Source organism: Microbacterium sp. F2, assembly GCF_052274505.1.
Taxonomy (GTDB): Bacteria; Actinomycetota; Actinomycetes; order Actinomycetales; family Microbacteriaceae; genus Microbacterium.
The window spans coordinates 90,900-106,656 of record NZ_JBNVBV010000002.1; the positions used below are offsets into that span (position 1 = coordinate 90,900).

General features: G+C 67.6%; 19 protein-coding genes. 8 read left to right on the plus strand and 11 right to left on the minus strand.

Annotation, left to right across the window (positions count from 1 at the left end; translation table 11 throughout):
* Positions 1-50 precede the first annotated feature (50 nt).
* The 3 genes from glmS to coaA form a co-directional block, all read right to left on the minus strand.
* Complete coding sequence (gene glmS / locus ACQVDU_RS05470; protein ID WP_363494223.1) at positions 51-1,904, minus strand: glutamine--fructose-6-phosphate transaminase (isomerizing); 1,854 nt, start codon at positions 1,902-1,904, stop codon at positions 51-53.
* A 64-nt stretch (positions 1,905-1,968) separates the two neighbouring features.
* Positions 1,969-3,291: an esterase/lipase family protein gene (locus tag ACQVDU_RS05475; RefSeq protein WP_443476454.1), complete on the minus strand. Its 1,323-nt coding sequence runs from the start codon at positions 3,289-3,291 to the stop codon at positions 1,969-1,971.
* 162 nt (positions 3,292-3,453) lie between these two features.
* The gene (gene coaA, locus ACQVDU_RS05480; RefSeq protein ID WP_443476455.1) at positions 3,454-4,416 is read right to left on the minus strand and encodes a type I pantothenate kinase; all 963 of its coding nucleotides are present in this window, start codon (positions 4,414-4,416) and stop codon (positions 3,454-3,456) included.
* Between the two features lie 52 nt (positions 4,417-4,468).
* Between coaA and ACQVDU_RS05485 the strand changes: the two genes are divergently transcribed.
* Both ACQVDU_RS05485 and ACQVDU_RS05490 read left to right on the plus strand, forming a co-directional pair.
* A complete protein-coding gene (locus ACQVDU_RS05485) occupies positions 4,469-5,119 on the plus strand; it encodes a YdcF family protein (RefSeq protein WP_443476456.1) in 651 nt (216 codons plus the stop codon).
* A 35-nt stretch (positions 5,120-5,154) separates the two neighbouring features.
* On the plus strand, positions 5,155-6,087 hold the full coding sequence (locus ACQVDU_RS05490; RefSeq protein WP_443476457.1) for a Ppx/GppA phosphatase family protein: 933 nt from the start codon (positions 5,155-5,157) through the stop codon (positions 6,085-6,087).
* A gap of 158 nt (positions 6,088-6,245) precedes the next feature.
* On the opposite strand, the gene glmM is transcribed toward ACQVDU_RS05490, so the two are convergent.
* The 3 genes from glmM to rplM are packed head-to-tail and all read right to left on the minus strand — an operon-like array spanning position 6,246 to position 8,588.
* The gene (gene glmM, locus ACQVDU_RS05495) at positions 6,246-7,610 is read right to left on the minus strand and encodes a phosphoglucosamine mutase (protein WP_443476458.1); all 1,365 of its coding nucleotides are present in this window, start codon (positions 7,608-7,610) and stop codon (positions 6,246-6,248) included.
* Between the two features lie 20 nt (positions 7,611-7,630).
* Positions 7,631-8,113, minus strand: coding sequence for a 30S ribosomal protein S9 (gene rpsI / locus ACQVDU_RS05500; protein ID WP_292729292.1), 483 nt, complete (start codon positions 8,111-8,113; stop codon positions 7,631-7,633).
* A gap of 28 nt (positions 8,114-8,141) precedes the next feature.
* The gene (gene rplM / locus ACQVDU_RS05505) at positions 8,142-8,588 is read right to left on the minus strand and encodes a 50S ribosomal protein L13 (RefSeq protein ID WP_443476459.1); all 447 of its coding nucleotides are present in this window, start codon (positions 8,586-8,588) and stop codon (positions 8,142-8,144) included.
* Positions 8,589-8,966: 378 nt separating this feature from the next.
* Here rplM and ACQVDU_RS05510 point away from each other — a divergent pair, with 378 nt between their 5' ends.
* Positions 8,967-9,407: an MFS transporter gene (locus tag ACQVDU_RS05510; RefSeq protein WP_443476460.1), complete on the plus strand. Its 441-nt coding sequence runs from the start codon at positions 8,967-8,969 to the stop codon at positions 9,405-9,407.
* On the plus strand, positions 9,401-9,583 hold the full coding sequence (locus tag ACQVDU_RS05515) for a response regulator transcription factor (RefSeq protein ID WP_443476461.1): 183 nt from the start codon (positions 9,401-9,403) through the stop codon (positions 9,581-9,583). The genes ACQVDU_RS05510 and ACQVDU_RS05515 overlap by 7 nt, the downstream gene beginning before the upstream one ends.
* 12 nt (positions 9,584-9,595) lie before the next feature.
* On the opposite strand, the gene ACQVDU_RS05520 is transcribed toward ACQVDU_RS05515, so the two are convergent.
* The 3 genes from ACQVDU_RS05520 to ACQVDU_RS05530 all read right to left on the minus strand — a co-directional run bounded on the left by ACQVDU_RS05520 (position 9,596) and on the right by ACQVDU_RS05530 (position 10,968).
* Positions 9,596-9,982 carry a type II toxin-antitoxin system VapC family toxin gene (locus ACQVDU_RS05520; protein ID WP_443476462.1) on the minus strand — a complete coding sequence of 129 codons (387 nt, stop codon included), beginning with the start codon at positions 9,980-9,982 and terminating at the stop codon, positions 9,596-9,598.
* Positions 9,979-10,230 (minus strand): type II toxin-antitoxin system Phd/YefM family antitoxin, encoded by a 252-nt coding sequence (locus tag ACQVDU_RS05525; protein WP_443476463.1) that lies wholly within the window; start codon positions 10,228-10,230, stop codon positions 9,979-9,981. The genes ACQVDU_RS05520 and ACQVDU_RS05525 overlap by 4 nt, the downstream gene beginning before the upstream one ends.
* Before the next feature lie 93 nt (positions 10,231-10,323).
* Entirely contained in the window at positions 10,324-10,968 is a 645-nt protein-coding gene (locus ACQVDU_RS05530; RefSeq protein WP_443476464.1) for a lysostaphin resistance A-like protein, read from the minus strand.
* 346 nt (positions 10,969-11,314) lie between these two features.
* Here ACQVDU_RS05530 and ACQVDU_RS05535 point away from each other — a divergent pair, with 346 nt between their 5' ends.
* Together ACQVDU_RS05535 and ACQVDU_RS05540 are read left to right on the plus strand one after the other, a co-directional pair.
* Entirely contained in the window at positions 11,315-12,229 is a 915-nt protein-coding gene (locus ACQVDU_RS05535) for a hypothetical protein (protein ID WP_443476465.1), read from the plus strand.
* 85 nt (positions 12,230-12,314) lie between these two features.
* The gene (locus ACQVDU_RS05540) at positions 12,315-12,953 is read left to right on the plus strand and encodes an arsenate reductase/protein-tyrosine-phosphatase family protein (protein WP_443476466.1); all 639 of its coding nucleotides are present in this window, start codon (positions 12,315-12,317) and stop codon (positions 12,951-12,953) included.
* 19 nt (positions 12,954-12,972) lie between these two features.
* Here ACQVDU_RS05540 and ACQVDU_RS05545 read toward each other — a convergent pair whose 3' ends face one another.
* Both ACQVDU_RS05545 and ACQVDU_RS05550 read right to left on the minus strand, forming a co-directional pair.
* Positions 12,973-14,265, minus strand: a complete 1,293-nt coding sequence (locus tag ACQVDU_RS05545) for a type II toxin-antitoxin system HipA family toxin (protein ID WP_443476467.1) — start codon at positions 14,263-14,265, stop codon at positions 12,973-12,975.
* Positions 14,262-14,504 carry a helix-turn-helix domain-containing protein gene (locus ACQVDU_RS05550; RefSeq protein ID WP_443476468.1) on the minus strand — a complete coding sequence of 81 codons (243 nt, stop codon included), beginning with the start codon at positions 14,502-14,504 and terminating at the stop codon, positions 14,262-14,264. The genes ACQVDU_RS05545 and ACQVDU_RS05550 overlap by 4 nt, the downstream gene beginning before the upstream one ends.
* 228 nt (positions 14,505-14,732) lie before the next feature.
* On the opposite strand from ACQVDU_RS05550, the gene ACQVDU_RS05555 reads away from it, so the two are divergent.
* Both ACQVDU_RS05555 and ACQVDU_RS05560 read left to right on the plus strand, forming a co-directional pair.
* On the plus strand, positions 14,733-15,353 hold the full coding sequence (locus ACQVDU_RS05555; protein ID WP_443476469.1) for a nucleotidyltransferase family protein: 621 nt from the start codon (positions 14,733-14,735) through the stop codon (positions 15,351-15,353).
* Positions 15,350-15,751, plus strand: a complete 402-nt coding sequence (locus ACQVDU_RS05560; RefSeq protein WP_443476470.1) for a hypothetical protein — start codon at positions 15,350-15,352, stop codon at positions 15,749-15,751. Before ACQVDU_RS05555 ends, ACQVDU_RS05560 begins: the two co-directional genes overlap by 4 nt.
* Positions 15,752-15,757: the final 6 nt, after the last annotated feature.

Here is a 15,757-nt window from a genome sequence, read left to right on the forward strand (position 1 = left end):
CAGCATCCGACCAAGGCTGCCTCGTCCGACCGAAACAGCGCGCCCGGGCGCTACTCGACCGTGACGGACTTTGCGAGGTTGCGCGGCTGGTCGACGTCAAGGCCCTTGGCCGTGGCCAGGCCCATCGCGAAGATGTGCAGCGGCACGACGGCAAGCAGCGGCTCGAACAGCGGGTCCGCCAGCGGGATGCGCAGCACCTCGTCGGCGTAGGGAAGCACGGCGGCATCCCCCTCTTCGGCCACGGCGATGATGCGGGCGCCGCGAGCGCGGATCTCCTGGATGTTCGAGACGACCTTCGAGTGCAGCAGCGGCGAGTGACGCGGCGAGGGCACGATCACGAAGACCGGCTGACCGGGCTCGATGAGGGCGATGGGGCCGTGCTTGAGCTCGCCGGCCGCGAAGCCCTCGGCGTGGATGTAGGAGATCTCCTTGAGCTTGAGAGCCCCCTCGAGCGCGATCGGATAGCCGACATGACGACCGAGGAACAACACGGACTGGGTGTCGCCCATCCAGCGCGCGAACTGCTCGATGTGCTCTTGCTCGCTCTCGAGCACTCGCGTGATTTTGTCGGGAACCGCTTCGAGCTCGAGCACCTGCTGGCGGATCTCGGTGTCGCTGAGGGTTCCGCGCACGTGCGAAATGTGCAGGGCGAGGAGGTAGAGCGCCGTGATCTGCGCGACGAACGCCTTTGTCGAGGCGACCGCGACCTCGGGGCCCGCGTGCGTATAGACGATGGCGTCGGACTCGCGCGGGATCGTCGCCCCTTGCGTGTTGCAGATCGACAGCGTCTTCGCACCGCGCTCGCGGGCGTACTTGACCGCCATGAGCGTGTCCATCGTCTCACCGGACTGGCTGATCGAGACGACGAGAGTGTCAGATCCGATGACCGGGTCACGGTAGCGGAACTCGTGGGCCAGCTCGACATCGGCCGGCACCCGCGCCCACTGCTCGATCGCGTACTTGCCGACCATCCCCGCATAGGCTGCCGTGCCACAGGCCACCACGATGACGCGGGTGATACCGGCGAACAACTCGTCCAGGCCATCGAGTTCGGGGATCGACACCACCCCGTCACGGATGCGGCCCCGCACCGTGTTCGCGACGGCCTCGGGCTCCTCCGACACCTCCTTGGCCATGAACGACGACCATCCGCCCTTGTCGGCGGCGGCGGCATCCCACAGCACCTCGAACGGCTCGACGCCGACGGGGTTGCCGTCGAAGTCCGTCACCTCGACCCCGTCGGGGGTGATGGCGACGATCTCGTCCTGGCCGATCGCGAGAGCCTGCCGCGTGTGCTCGACGAAGGCTGCGACGTCGGAGGCGAGGAAGTTCTCGCCCTCGCCTAGTCCAATCACCAGGGGCGAGTTGCGCCGGGCGCCGACCACGAGGCCGGGGTTGTCGCGGTGCATCGCGAGAAGAGTGAAGGCGCCATCGAGGCGGCGCACGACCGAACGGAACGCGGCGACCAGGTCGCCACCGTGCGCCCGATACTCGCGTCCGAGCAGCACCGCCGCGACCTCGGTGTCGGTCTCGCTGCGGAACTCGAAGCCCTCTTCGCGCAACTCGTTCTTGATCGCGGCGAAGTTCTCGATGATGCCGTTGTGGATCAGCGCGAGCTTGTCATCATCGGCGAGATGCGGGTGAGCGTTGGCATCCGTGGGGCCACCGTGGGTCGCCCAGCGCGTGTGGCCGATCCCCGTCGTCCCCGCGGGGAGCGGGTGCTCGGCGAGATCTTCACGCAGCACACTGAGCTTGCCGGCATGCTTGCGCATCCCGAGGTTCCCGTCACCGTCGATGACGGCGATACCGGCCGAGTCGTAGCCGCGGTACTCCAGCCGCGACAGCCCGGCGATGAGGATGGGCTGGCTCTCACGGGGCCCGACATAGCCGACGATTCCACACATTCCACACATGTTACGGGGCGCAAACGCCCGCATCCTGCGCCGCCGCCGGGAATACGCGACAGCACTACCCGCGGGACGCCCCGAGCGTCGCGACGATATCCCGCGCGACGTCGTCATTCTCGAACAGGCGATCGTGCGCACACGGGCCGGCCAGCGGCGGGATCCCCCCAAACCGATCAGTGAGCTCGCCGAACGTCGCCGACCCTTCCGTGGTCGTGAGATCGACAGTCACGTCGCAGCGCGCGATGAAGCTTGAGTCGGCATCCGCTGTCGCCGAACTCACCTCGACGATGCCATCTCCCGCCTCGATCTCCTCGTCGACAATGGGCCTCACATCCAACCCGAAGACCCCCGCTGCGTCGCGCAGAGCCGTGAAGAGCTCGGGAGGCACGAGCCCCGCCGTCAGGTGAATGCGGTAGTCGCCGGCAATCGCGTGAACCTTCAGGCTGCTCGGCCACTCCGGCACGCTCGACAGCTCCGCGGAGCCTGCCCGCAGCGCCTGACCGCCGTCACCCGCGACAGCGAAGACGGTTCGGGCGCTCGGTGGGATGTCGCACCCGACCCGAGCATCCGACTCCATCTCGCGATTGCAGATCCCGACGATTGCGGGCAACGCGATCTGAGCGAGGACCGACGCCGACGAGAACAGCGACTCTGTCGCATCCCCGAGGATCGACACCGCCGATGCGACCTGCGAGCCCTCGTTGGGGGTCGCCACGGTGATGACCTGGCCGACGTGCGAGGTCACCCCCTCGTTCGATCCCCCGAGGGCGTAGCGAAGAGCCAGTCCACCCATCGAGTGCGCGACGATGTCGACGGTGTCGCCTGACACCGCCGCGAGACAGTCGATAGCTCCCGCGAGGGCGGGAGCTATCGCGGTGTGCCCCACCCACAGTGCAGCCATGGACGAATAGTCGAAGGCGAAGACAGAGGTGTCGGGCAGTTCGGATAGTCGCTCCTGCAGCGAGCGCAAATCCACCGCGGGGTCACCGCCCGACGACCACTCGACGGGCCTGGAGAAGGGAGAATTCGCGATACCCGTGCTCGTCGTGACCGGTCGGGGCCCCACCTCCGCCTCGGGCATCGCGGTACTGAGCCACCCGTGCACGAGCAGGACGGGGTTTCGCACGGGGTCCTCATCGGAGCCGGTGAGCCGCACGAGGTGGGGTGACACCTCCGCGAGGCAAGACGCCGCATCCACGCCATCGACACTCGATGAGCCCGATGGAACAGTCGTGACGGGCGAGCCGGATGCCGCGGAACCAGCCAGGTCGGCCGGCGTGGCCCAGGCGATGGAAGGCACGCCGATCATCGCCCCTGCCGCAATCGCTGACAGGAACGTCACGCCGAAGAAGCGCCCACGCCGGTTAGGGAGCAGAGCTTTCATACGGCCCCCGATGACCACCCCGCATGAAATATCTCTACCATGACCATCGGCGTGTCGCGATATCGGTGATGCCGCGCGCACGTTGGGATCGCTCCCACGCCTCGGCGATTGGAGAATGCCGCCGATCAGGGCCGACGGCGGGCGCTGATCGCGCTTCTAGATCTAGACCTTGCGTAGCAGCACGCGGTCGACCGCGTGATTGGCAGCCTTCTGCAGCACGAGGGTTGCCCGATGCCTGGTCGGAAGGACGTTCTCGATCAGGTTGGGCAAGTTGATCTCGTTCCAGAATCCCAGGGCAGTCTCAACCGCCGTCTCATCGGTGAGATCCGAGAAGACGTTGAAGAACGATCCGGGATCGGCGAATGCGCCGTGTTTGAGTGCGAGGAACCGGTCGACGAACCACTGCGTGATGTGTTCGGGATCGGCGTCGACATAGATCGAGAAATCGAACAGGTCACTGACCGCCACCTCGTTCGGCGACGGCGGCGGTTGCAGCACGTTCAGTCCCTCGACGATCACGACATCCGGCCGGCGAACCGTGATGACGGCATCCGGGACGATGTCGTACTTCATGTGGGAGTAGAAGGGAGCGCGAACCTCGGGTGCCCCGCTCTTGACGTCGGTGAGGAACTGCACGAGCGCGCGACGGTCGTAGGACTCGGGGAAGCCCTTGCGGTGCATGATGCCGCGGCGCTCGAGTTCGGCGTTGGGATAGAGGAAGCCGTCGGTGGTCACGAGCTCGACGCGCGGGGTGTCGGGCCAGCGGCTCATGAGCTCCCGCAGCAGGCGCGCGATGGTGGACTTGCCGACGGCTACCGAACCGGCGACACCGACCACGAACGGGGTGGTCGAGTCGGTCTCGTGGAGGAACGCACTGGTATCGGCTCCGATTCGCCGGGTCGCGCCGGCGTACAGGCTCAGGAGGCGACTGAGCGGGAGATACACCTCGCGCACCTCGTCGATGTCCAGGCGATCGCCGAGGCCGCGAAGCGACACGATCTCTGTCTCGGTGAGCGGCTGACGCATGTCGGCGGCGAGTCTCGCCCAGTCAGGGCGCAAAATCTCACGGTAGAGCTGCGGGTTCAGTTGCTCGCGGGCGTCGAGGGCTGCGGCATCGCTGGGCACGGGGCCATCGTAGCCCCCGCGAGTCCTCCGCCCTGACGCCGAGTTGTCATCAATGGCTCACTACACTGTCGCTCGTCAGAGCACGTCGACGCCGTGGTCGCCGCACGACGAGACGGAGGATGCACGCGTGGACGACGAGTCGATCATCACTCGAGCCCGGTGGGCGCGTCGCGGCGCTCTCGGCATCCTGACAATCATCACCCTCGTCGCCGTGATCGGGCTCCCCCTGTATGTCTTTCCCGCCGATCCCCCGGCGCCCAAAGCCGACCTCATCTACGTGATCGGCCCGCCGACTGCCACCCGCATCGCTGACGCCGAGAGCCTTCGCGACCAGGGGATCGCCGATCAGGTTCTCGTATCGGTACCGCCCTCGGGGCCGGACTCGGCTGACGAGCTCCCCTACTGCTGGCGCGCCTACGTGACCTGCCGCACTCCCGACCCCTTCACGACGCGAGGGGAGGCCGCGATGCTGGAGGCCTATGCGACCGACAGTGATGCTGTCATCGTCCTGACCTACACCCCGCACGTCCTGCGCACGCGCTACATCTTCGACACGTGCGCGGATGCCGACGTGACAGTGATCCCCGTCGACGAGCACCTGAACCTCTCGCACTGGATCTACAACTACGCCTACCAGAGCGCCGCATTCGCGAAGGCGTGGATCCTCGGCTGCGCGGAGCCCCCTGCCGACGCCCTCCTCTGACGCCGCCAGCTCAAGCCACCGATAGGCTGACACCCGTGCGTCTGGGCGTCCTCGATATCGGCTCCAACACCGTCCATCTCCTCGTTGCTGACGCTCACCCGGGCGGTCGCCCCCTCGCCTCCACGAGCCACCGATCGGTGCTGCGCCTCATGAGGTACGTCACGCCCGATGGCGCGATCAGCGAGGACGGGATCGCCGCGCTGGTGGATGCCGTCACGCAGGCCCGCGCCGTGGCCGAACGCGAGAACGTCGACGAGTTCCTCGCTACGGCGACCTCGGCGGTGCGGGAGGCGACCAACGGCGTGGACGTCATCTCGCGGATCGAGGCCGCGCTCGGACAGCAGCTGCAGGTGCTCGGGGGCGTGTCCGAGGCACGCTTCACGTTTCTCGCGGTGCGGCGGTGGTTCGGCTGGTCGGCAGGCCAGATCCTGCTCTTCGACATCGGCGGTGGGTCGCTGGAGATCGCGGCGGGCGCCGATGAGCTGCCGGATGAAGCGGCATCCGTCCCCCTCGGCGCCGGCCGCATGACGATCGCCTATCTGCCAGAAGACCCGCCCGGCGAGGAGGCCGTGGATCGTCTTCGGGCACACGCCCGCCAGACGCTCAAACCGCTGACCAAGACCTTCGCCGCCCTCCCCCGGCCCGATCACACCGTCGGCTCCTCGAAGACGATCCGGTCCCTTGCCAAACTCGTCGGCTATCCGCTGCCCGGCTGGTCGGGAAGTGAACGGATGATGCTCCCTCGGGCTGCCCTCGGGTCCTGGATCCCGCGGCTGGCGCGCATTCCGGCATCCGCTCGCCAGGAACTTCCCGGCATCACCGCCGACCGCACCTTCCAGATCGTCGCGGGAGCCGTCGTGCTGCACGAGGCGATGAAGGCGATGGATGTCGAGGAGCTCGAGGTGAGCCCGTGGGCCCTGCGCGAGGGCGTGCTGCTGCGCTACATCGAGTCGATGGCCTGGGGCTGACCCGGCGCCGAGCTACGGCGGCGGCACCGTTTCCGGCGCACAACGGCGCAGATCGTGCTCGACACCCCGGCCTCGCGCCGCGGGCCGCGGCGTGTCGCTGAGACTCTGCGCCGTTACGACCTCAGGGGCGGCGGTAACGGATGCCGCGTCGGCGCGCCTCAGGCGGGAAGACTGAGGCGTTCACGCACGACCTCGGCGAGGGCCTCGGCCTGAGCGTGCGCGGTTTCGGCGTCGGCGGCCTCGACCATGACGCGCACGAGGGGCTCGGTTCCGGAGGGGCGCAGCAGGACGCGGCCCGACTGCCCCAGGGCAGCGGATGCCTGGGCTACCGCATCCTGCACGACCTCGTCAGTCGCAACCAGCGACCGGTCGACGCCCGTCACGTTCACAAGCACCTGCGGGTAGACGGTCATGATCGAGGCGAGGTCGGCGAGTGTGCGCCCGGTCCGGGCCATCTGCGACATCAGGTGAAGTCCCGTGAGCAGGCCATCGCCGGTCGTCGCGAAACGCGACATGATGACGTGGCCCGACTGCTCGCCACCGAGGGCGAACCCACCCGCGGTCATGCGCTCGAGCACATAGCGGTCACCCACGGCTGTCTGCTCGACCCGGATGCCGTGATCGGCCATCGCGCGGTGAAGACCCAGGTTGCTCATGACTGTCGCGACGAGCGTGTCGTCGGTGAGCTCGCCGCGCTCCTTCAATGCCACGGCGAGGATCGCCATGATCTGGTCACCGTCGATCACGGCGCCCGCGGCGTCAACGGCGAGGCACCGGTCGGCATCGCCGTCGTGCGCGATGCCGAGGTCGGCGCCGTGCGCGACGACCGCCTCCGCAAGCTGGTCGAGGTGCGTCGAACCGACACCGTCGTTGATGTTGAGGCCGTCGGGGTCGGCACCGATGACGGTGACCCGAGCCCCGGCATCCGCGAACGTCTGCGGCGAGACGCCCGCCGCCGCACCGTGCGCACAGTCGAGCACGACGTGAAGGCCCTCGAGCCGATGCGGCAGCGACTGGAGCAGGTGCAGGACGTACCGATCCTCGGCATCCGAAAAGCGAGTGATCCGGCCGACTCCGGCGCCGGTCGGCTGCAGCTTCTCACCGCTCATGGCAGCTTCGATGCGCGCTTCGACGACGTCTGGCAGCTTCACGCCGCCGCGGGCGAAGATCTTGATCCCGTTGTCGGGCGCCGGGTTGTGGGATGCCGAGACCATGACCCCGAAGTCGGCGTCGTGGTCTCCGACGAGGTACGCCAGGGCTGGCGTCGGAAGAACGCCCGCGTCGAGGACGTCGACGCCCGAGGAGGCGAGTCCCGCCGACACGGCGGCGACGAGGAACTCCCCTGACACGCGCGGGTCACGGGCGACGACCGCGGTGAGGCGCTTGCCCGCAGCACGGCGGGCATCAGCGGTACGGCCCTGGCCCAGGACGACAGCTGTCGCCTGGGCCAGGGACAAAGCGAGATCGGCGGTGAGGATGCCGTTGGCAAGCCCTCGTACGCCGTCCGTGCCGAAAAGCGGCATGGTTCGCGGTTGGGAAGCGATTAACGCTTCGAGTACTGCGGAGCCTTACGCGCCTTCTTGAGACCAGCCTTCTTGCGCTCTTTCACGCGAGCGTCGCGCGAGAGGAAGCCGGCCTTCTTGAGGGCCGGGCGGTTGTTCTCGGCGTCGATCTCGTTGAGGGCACGGGCGATGCCCAGGCGCAGCGCGCCGGCCTGACCCGAGGGGCCGCCACCCTGAATGCGGGCGATGACGTCGTAGGCGCCGGTGAGGTTCAGCAGCGTGAAGGGGTCGGTCACGAGCTGCTGGTGCAGCTTGTTCGGGAAGTAGTTCTCGAACGTGCGGCCGTTGACGGTGATGGTGCCGGTACCGGGAACCAGGCGCACGCGCGCGATGGCTTCCTTGCGGCGGCCCACTGCCGCGCCGGGAACGTTGAGTACGGGGCGCGCAGCCTCGACAGCCTCGACGTCGACGGCGGATTCGGTGGTGTAGCTGGTGGGCTCGGTTGCGGTGGTGTCGTTCGCCACGAGTATGTCCTTCTGGTCTGTCCGGCGCTTACTGGGCGACCTGGTCGAGCGTGTATGTCTTGGGCTGCTGAGCGGCGTGCGGGTGCTCGGCACCGACATACACCTTCAGCTTGGACAGCTGCTGGCGACCCAGGCTGTTCTTGGGGAGCATGCCGCGGATGGCCTTCTCGACGGCGCGGACGGGGTTCTTCTCGAGCAGCTCGCTGTAGGAAACAGACTTGAGGCCGCCCGGGTAGCCGGAGTGGCGGTAGGCCTTCTTCTGCGCAAGCTTCTGACCGGTGAGGGCGACCTTGTCGGCGTTGATGATGATGACGTGGTCGCCGCTGTCAACGTGCGGGGCGAAGGTCGCCTTGTGCTTGCCGCGCAGGAGCGCTGCGGCGTGGGAGGCGAGGCGGCCGAGAACGACGTCGGTGGCGTCGATCACGAGCCATTCGCGCTGGATTTCGCCAGCCTTGGGGGTGAATGTGCGCGTCACGATAGTGCTGCTTTCTGGTTCGAACGGAGGAGTTCGTGAATCCCGCTCCGGGGTGGTTCCGAGGCCGAAGGCCGCCGAACACGCCAGTGGAGGGCTCACGTTCGCAGGTGTCTGCCGCAGTGAGGCAAGCACCAAAGGGATAGCTTACGGCATCCGGATGCTGCGCGCGAACCGTCGGCGCCGGGGCCCTGGTACTGCCGCGCTTGTCGCAACGGCGCACCCCGGCCGCGACACGCCGCAGATGTGCGGGCGGCACCGGCGTGTGGGCCAAACGGTGCGCCGTTGCGACACAGCATCTGGGTCGCGCCCGGACCTGCGTCGACACCCGAACCCGCGAAAGGTTAGCCAACCGAACGAACCGGCATCCTCGCGCTGGCTGTGACGCTCGGGGCGGTAGCGGCGACGGTGACCAACCCTCTCTTCGGGGCGCTCTCTTACCGCACGCGCTCGCGGCTCGGTGCGCGGCATCCGTGGATCATCGGCGGTTCCGTCTTCGGGCTCGCCTCGATGGGCCTCCTGCTGGTCGCACCGTCGATCGGGATCCTGCTCACCGCGTGGGTGCTGGTGCAGGTGTTCTACAACGCGCTCCTGGCAGGGGCGGCGGGTCTTCTCGCCGACGCTGTTCGGGATGCCGAGCGTGGACGAGCCTCGGGAGCTTTCTCAGCTGCGGCGTTCCTCGGCGCCGTTCCTCCCCTGCTGCTGTCGAGCCTTCTTCCGGATCACGTCGGAACGGTGACGATGGCGATGTCCCTTCTCGCCGTCGCGGTCGCCGTCGGAGCGGCGGCTGTGCTTCCCGCCCGCGCGAGCGCGAGGTGTTGACGGCACTGGCAAGCCCTGACTCGCTCGCGCAGATAGCGGCGCGACTGCACGTGTCGGTCAACACCATCAAGTCGCAGGTGCGCTCGCTCTACCGGCGGATGGGAGTCTCCTCGCGCCACGAGGCGATCGCCGAGGCAACGCGACTCGGTCTGGTCGCACTCCCCGCCTCGCCGTAGGCCGCGAATACGCTACACCGGCGCAGTGACCGGAATACCGACGCCCTGCGCTGCATCCGCAAACCGGTCGTCATAGGTGAGAACGGTGTCGACGCCCAGGCGAAGAGCGCATGCCAGATGCAGTGCGTCGAGTGTGCGCAACGCCGGTCCAGGTAGTACTCCCGCCTCGCGGTAGACAGCGGGTGTCAATCCGTAGAGGGTGACGTGATCGAGCAGGGCAGTGATATCAAGTTGCGGGATGCCGTGGCGCACCCCCACGCGCCGCAACTCGGTCTCGAGCAGCATGCCGGCGACGAGCTCGACGGAACCGTCATCGACCCACGCGGCTAGCGCCGCTGACTCGGGCTCGTCAATCACCAGCTTGGCTGCCGCCGACGTATCGATATACGCCCGCGTCACCGCTCGGATCGCAGTTCGTCAAGAGTCTCGCTGACGCTCCCCCGGATGCTGTGTCGAGTGAGTGATCCGATCCTGTCGGATGCTGTCGCCGCGCGAACAAGGGGGAGTTCGGCAGCCTGCTCTCCGCTCGGCACGATCGAGGCAACGGGAACACCGTCGTTGGTCACGACATACGTTTCGCCCTCTTGCACACCGCGCAGCACGTTTGCGCTGTTGTTGCGCATTTCTCGATGGCTGATGGTGGGCATACCGCGAATGTACCAGGCGTAGCACGCGTAGCACAGGGCGATTCAGGGGGGTATGGAGAGCTGCGTCACCGCACCTCCCGGGGGAGGATGCGGCTAAGCGCCGATCGTGCCGACGACGAGCATCGCAACGGCAACGCCGTTGAAGACGATGTGGGTGAGCACGGCGCCCCAGATCCGCGCGGTTGCGACGACGAGGCCGGCACACACGATCCCCACGAGTCCGAGGGTCGCTACCGACCACCAGGTATAGGTGTCGAAGACGAGGTGCAGCCCGATGAAGAGCACGGTCGTCACCGAGATCGCGGCGAACCCGGCCCACGAACGTGAGTTCGTCATCCGTCTGACCGCCGTGAAGATCGCCACGAGCAGCACGGCACGGAAGAAGAACTCTTCGAGAACCGGCGCGATCACGACGGGCGCGAGCACGCCGTCGAACCAGAAGGATGCCGGGAGCGACCCGTCCAGCGTTCCTGCTGTCGGCCACGCGGCGGTGCGGGTGCCGGCGATCTCGAGGAAGCCCTGGGTGAAGCGCAGCAGCACGCCGAGCACGATGCCGTAGAGCAGGTCAAACGGGTGGAAACGCAGCAGCATCCGGGGCCGGGAGCGCGCGAACGCGAGGATGATCGCGGCGAGCATCCCGCCCCACAGGGCGGCAAGCGAGAGCGCGGAACCGAGCGTGCCGCCCACGAGCCGGTCGGCCAGGGTGGCGAGCAGGATGCCGGCGCCGAGCAAGAGCACTGCCCATCCGACGAGTTCCCAGTCCCAGCGAGCGACGGATGACCCGCCCGACCGCCACGAGTGGCTGGCGCGCTCGCTCCGCCTCGACCCGCGGTTCGAATCCGACCCCCGAGACGAGGATGATCGCCGCGAAGATCCGGATGCTGCGGTAGCGTCCGAGCGCCTCGATGACCCTCGTTCCCGTGAACGTACTGTCGCCGCGCTAGACTCCGTCATAGGCGCCAGGGTACCTGTCGGGGGAATTCCTTGCCGGTTCGGCGCCAGAACCACACGCTTCTATCCGCATCGCCAGCGCGAGCGGATATTGTTCCGCCCGCCGTACACCAGCCGACACGCGAGGACCGCCGTGGCCTACCGATCGAGCACGTCGAGACGCCGCTCCCGGGGCTCTGTTCCCGCGTGGGTGTCGATCGTGATCGTGGCGGTGCTGATCCTCGCCGTTGGGGGCCTCAGCTGGCTGGCGATCACGCGCACGCAGACTCCTCCGCCGACCGAGTCGCCGCGCGTCACCCCGACGATGGGCGTCGAGACCTCGACTCCGACTCCCACTCCGACGCCAACACCGACCTCGACGGTGGCGGCAGCAACGGGCGCAGAGCAACGGTTCCTGGCGACATCCGAGGGTGTGTGGTGGCGCGCGAGCGCCGGGCAGTGCGGGTCGGTAGAGCCGCTGCTGGAGCGCTCGACAGATGCCGGCGCGACCTGGGCGGATGTCACTCCCCGCTATCTCGGAATCGGGCAGATCCTTTCGCTCGCGCCGTATGCGGCGGATCAGGGCCAGATGGTTGCGCTGATGGGCGCGGATTGCACGTTGCAGGGCATGCGTACCTTCACCGACGGGCAGTTCTGGGAGCCCAACGGCGACATCCTCGCTTCGTCGACCTACCTCGATCCCGCGAATCCGGCAGCCGTCGTGACCCCCGCCGGCACGCTCGACGCCCCGTGCGCGACACCGACGGGGGTGCGCGCGGGCGCCGGTACGACGGCGGTGATCTGCGGGTCGGATGCTTCCCAGTCGACGGATGCCGCCACCTGGTCGCCCCTCGGTCAGGCCGGAGTTCTGGCGCTGGCTGTGGCTGGTGACGGCCAGATCACGACGGCACGGCCGGATGCCGCATCCTGCGACGGGATGCTCGTGGCGGAGCCGAGCGCTGCGACCTGCATCCCGAGCGTTCCAACGGATGCCCCGGTCGCTGTCACCCTCGACGGCGACGGCGTGCCCTGGGTTTGGGCTGGCGATACCTTCGTTTCCGCCCGCTGACAGCGCGGCGCGAAACCACCCGTTCACATTTCACCCCTAGGATGCATATGTCGGTGCACATGGGGACGGGGCATCGACACCCGAAGTGGTGGCCACAGAGATCTGGGGATCAATGGTCGAGGTCCTTGTCGTGTGCACGGCGAACATGATTCGTTCGCCGCTTGCCGAGTTGTATCTGCGCGAGAAGTTCGCGGATCTTTCGATCACGGTGCGCAGCGCGGGCACACATCCCGCGCCCGGTGACGGAATGACGCGACGCGCTCGCGATGCCGCGAAGGCGCTGGGCTTGTCGATGACGGATGCCGAGGCCCACCGCCCGCAGCTGCTGACGCGCGAGATGATCGAGCAGGCCGACATCATTCTCGGAGCCTCCCGCATCCACCGCAGCGCGTGCGTGCGGATGGATCTCAGCGCCTTGGGGCGCGCGTTCACGATCCGCGAGTTCGCCAGGCTCTCTGCCCAGGTTGATGACGAGGCCCTCCAGCGGGCAGTGGATCGTGCGGGCGACGACCCGACTGCGCGGGTTCGCGCCGCAACCGACCTCGTGCGCGAGGTGCGGGGCACGATGGATCCGCCGGGTGACCCGGCGGTGGATGACGTGTTCGACCCCGAGCTGTCGCGGCGTCGTGCGCACTACGCCCGAGCGGTGGCGGAGATGATCCCGGCGCTGGATGCCGCAGTGGCGTTCGCCGATCGCGTCCGCGAGGCCTCCCTCGTTCGCTGAGCGAGCACCACTGCAGCCCTCACGCGCCCCGGTCCTGGGGGCTCCCGATGCGTTCGCGCAACGAGAGCGGAATAGTCGACGAGATCCGTGCGGGTCGTCCCGCGAGCAGGTTCTCGGCCTGCCCGCGGATGTAGCCGGGTACGTGCGCCTCGATCGCGGGGTGCGCGTGCACCTCGCGTGTTGCTTCGACGATCGCGGCGAGCGTCTCATCGATCGCCGTCCGGGCCTCACCACCCGGCACACCCCAACTCGTCGCCTCGGCGACCAGGTCATCAGCCGTGACATCGGGAAGACGTGTCACCCCGTTGATCCGCAACGCGAGGGCATCCGTCGCGTCGTAGGCCAGAGCGAGCGGTGCAGCGTCATAGATCGGCGCCAGCGTGACTCTGCCCCGCTCGTCGTGCAGCAGAGAGAAGTTCTTGGCGTGGGCGTCCGTGTTGCCGACGGCGACAGTGAACGCTGCGTATCGCGCGAGGCGTAGCCGGTCGGCGTACGGCGTCTCGAAGACGGTGCGCCCGATATCGAGAAGACCCGCGATGCCGCGCAGAGTGGCGCTGAGGTTGTTCTGCTCGAACTTGTCGTTGCCACCCCAGGGCAGGCGCAGCGCTTGCGCGGCATCCTCTTGATGGATGCGGCGCACAGTGTCACCGTCGGCGATGCGGTCGTAGCGTTCGACGACGAGCACGGGGTGGCCCGCCATGGTTTCGGTCCACGTTTCGAAGGCGAGAAGCCCTGCGCGTCGCGCGACCTGCAGCGTGTAGTTCTCGCTCTCGACGGATGCCGCATACTCCGCCGCGACGGGCTTGAGGATGTGGGTCGAGGGGATGACACCGTTCCCCCGCCACCACGATCCGTCACGGCGCGTGAGCATGAGCTTGCGCTGAAAGCCCGGGAGGGCGGATCCTCCCCCGCCGATGAGGAAGCCGCTCGCACGATCAAGGAGCGCCCCGACGGTGTCAATGTCGAGCTTCTCGGGGTCGCGCTGCTGAGCCTCGAGGTGACCAACTCGCAATGCCCCAGCGAGGTCGGCGCCGACCTCCGCCAGCAGACCCACGACATCGCCACGGTCGACCTTAACCTCCCGCGCGAGCCGGGCGATGTGCTCGCCCTCGGGAAGCAGCCCCCCAAAGAACGCTTCGGAGGCTTGCTCGTCGTCCACTCCGACGCGCAGGCCGGCACTGAGAACCCGGGAGTTCTCGCCCCACCGGTCGATCGCCTCGCGCGACCAGCGCAGGACTGCCCCGCCTCGCGCCGTGCGTTCGAGCGTTCCGATGTTCGTGTCATAGAGCCGCACGGGCAGCGCGTCGGTCATGATTCGGATGCCGTGGGATCAGGATCGTCGACCTCGGCGACCAGTCGAACGCCCAGCGCGGCGAGCACCTGCAAGTAGTGAGTGTCGAACCTCTTTGCGCGCCCGGTTTCGAGTTCGTGGACGTAGCGTTGGCCGACCCCGAGAGCGGCGGCGAGTCGGCGTTGCGACCATCCGTGCTGTTCTCGGATGCGACGGATGACCCGCCCGAGGTCACTCGGGTCGTCGATGAGCACTCGCATGGGACGTCCCCCTGACGCCGATGATTCCCGTTGCAACATCATACCCGGCGTGATGCTATTTCGGGAATCACGACGTAGTCGATTCCCGAAATGGCATCAGAGAGCGGCGAGCCTCGAGTGAAGCACCCCAAGCCCAAGCCTTGTCCCCGGTCGCTGAGTAGGCGGAATCGTTGCATCACAATTCTGACTTCACGTGCAGAATAGTGACTTTTCAGTCACAATAGTGATATGCAGCTGCAGCGACCGTTCGCCGCGATCACCCCGACCGTGGATGGGGATGTGTTGGGCGTGCTCGCGTCGACCCACACCGAGCACACTGCATCGCGCCTTGCCGAGTTGATCCCGACCAGATCGCTGAACGGGATCCGCAACGCTGCCGAGCGTCTTGTGGCTCACGGCACCGTCGTCGCACGCGACGTCGGTCGTGTGCGCACCTACGCTCTGAACGACGAGCACCTCTTCGCGAGCGAACTTCGCGCCATCGCGCGTCCGACCGCCGCACTCCTGGGCAGAATGACCGAGCAGGTGTCGCGATGGGCGTCGCCGCCAGATTTCGGCGCGGTGTTCGGTTCCGCTGCGCGGGCGGAGATGCGTGAAGACAGCGATATCGACATCCTGTTGGTCTCTCCGCGAGGCGCGTCAGACCAATGGATCTCGGACGTTGCAGGCCTGACCCGTCGCGTCACGGCGATGACGGGCAACGACGCGCGCATCCTCGATCTCGAGGTGGATGACCTTCGCTCTGAAGCCCACGCCCCTCTCCTGCGGGCCGTTGTGAACGACGGACTTGTCTTCGCGGGCAGCACGACCTGGCTGCGCCGACAGCTCCGCAAGGAGGCAATGACGTGACACCACGGTCGTCCCGCACCGTCAGGGCAAACGCCCAGGATGCCGCTCTCCGGCGTGCCCGAGCGATCGACTTCTGGCAGAGCGCCGAAGACCTGAGCGAGCTCGGAGGCGATCCGAACAGCATGGCCAGCCTCTACATCCTGGCTGGAATCGCCGCTTCAGATGCGATCTGCGCATCGAAGCTCGGCGAGCACTCGATCGGCGAGAATCATGCTGACGCGTTGGGTGTGCTCCGGCGCGCGGATCCGAGTCTCGTCGCATCGCTGCAGAGGCTGCTCAGTCGAAAGACCGAGGCTGGCTACGGCGGTGCCGCCGTGTCGGCCCAACGGCTGGCCGAGCTGCGGCGCGCAGCCGAGCGACTCGTCCAGGCCGCCCGGCTCGTCCCTCCCGCTCGGTGAACGAGC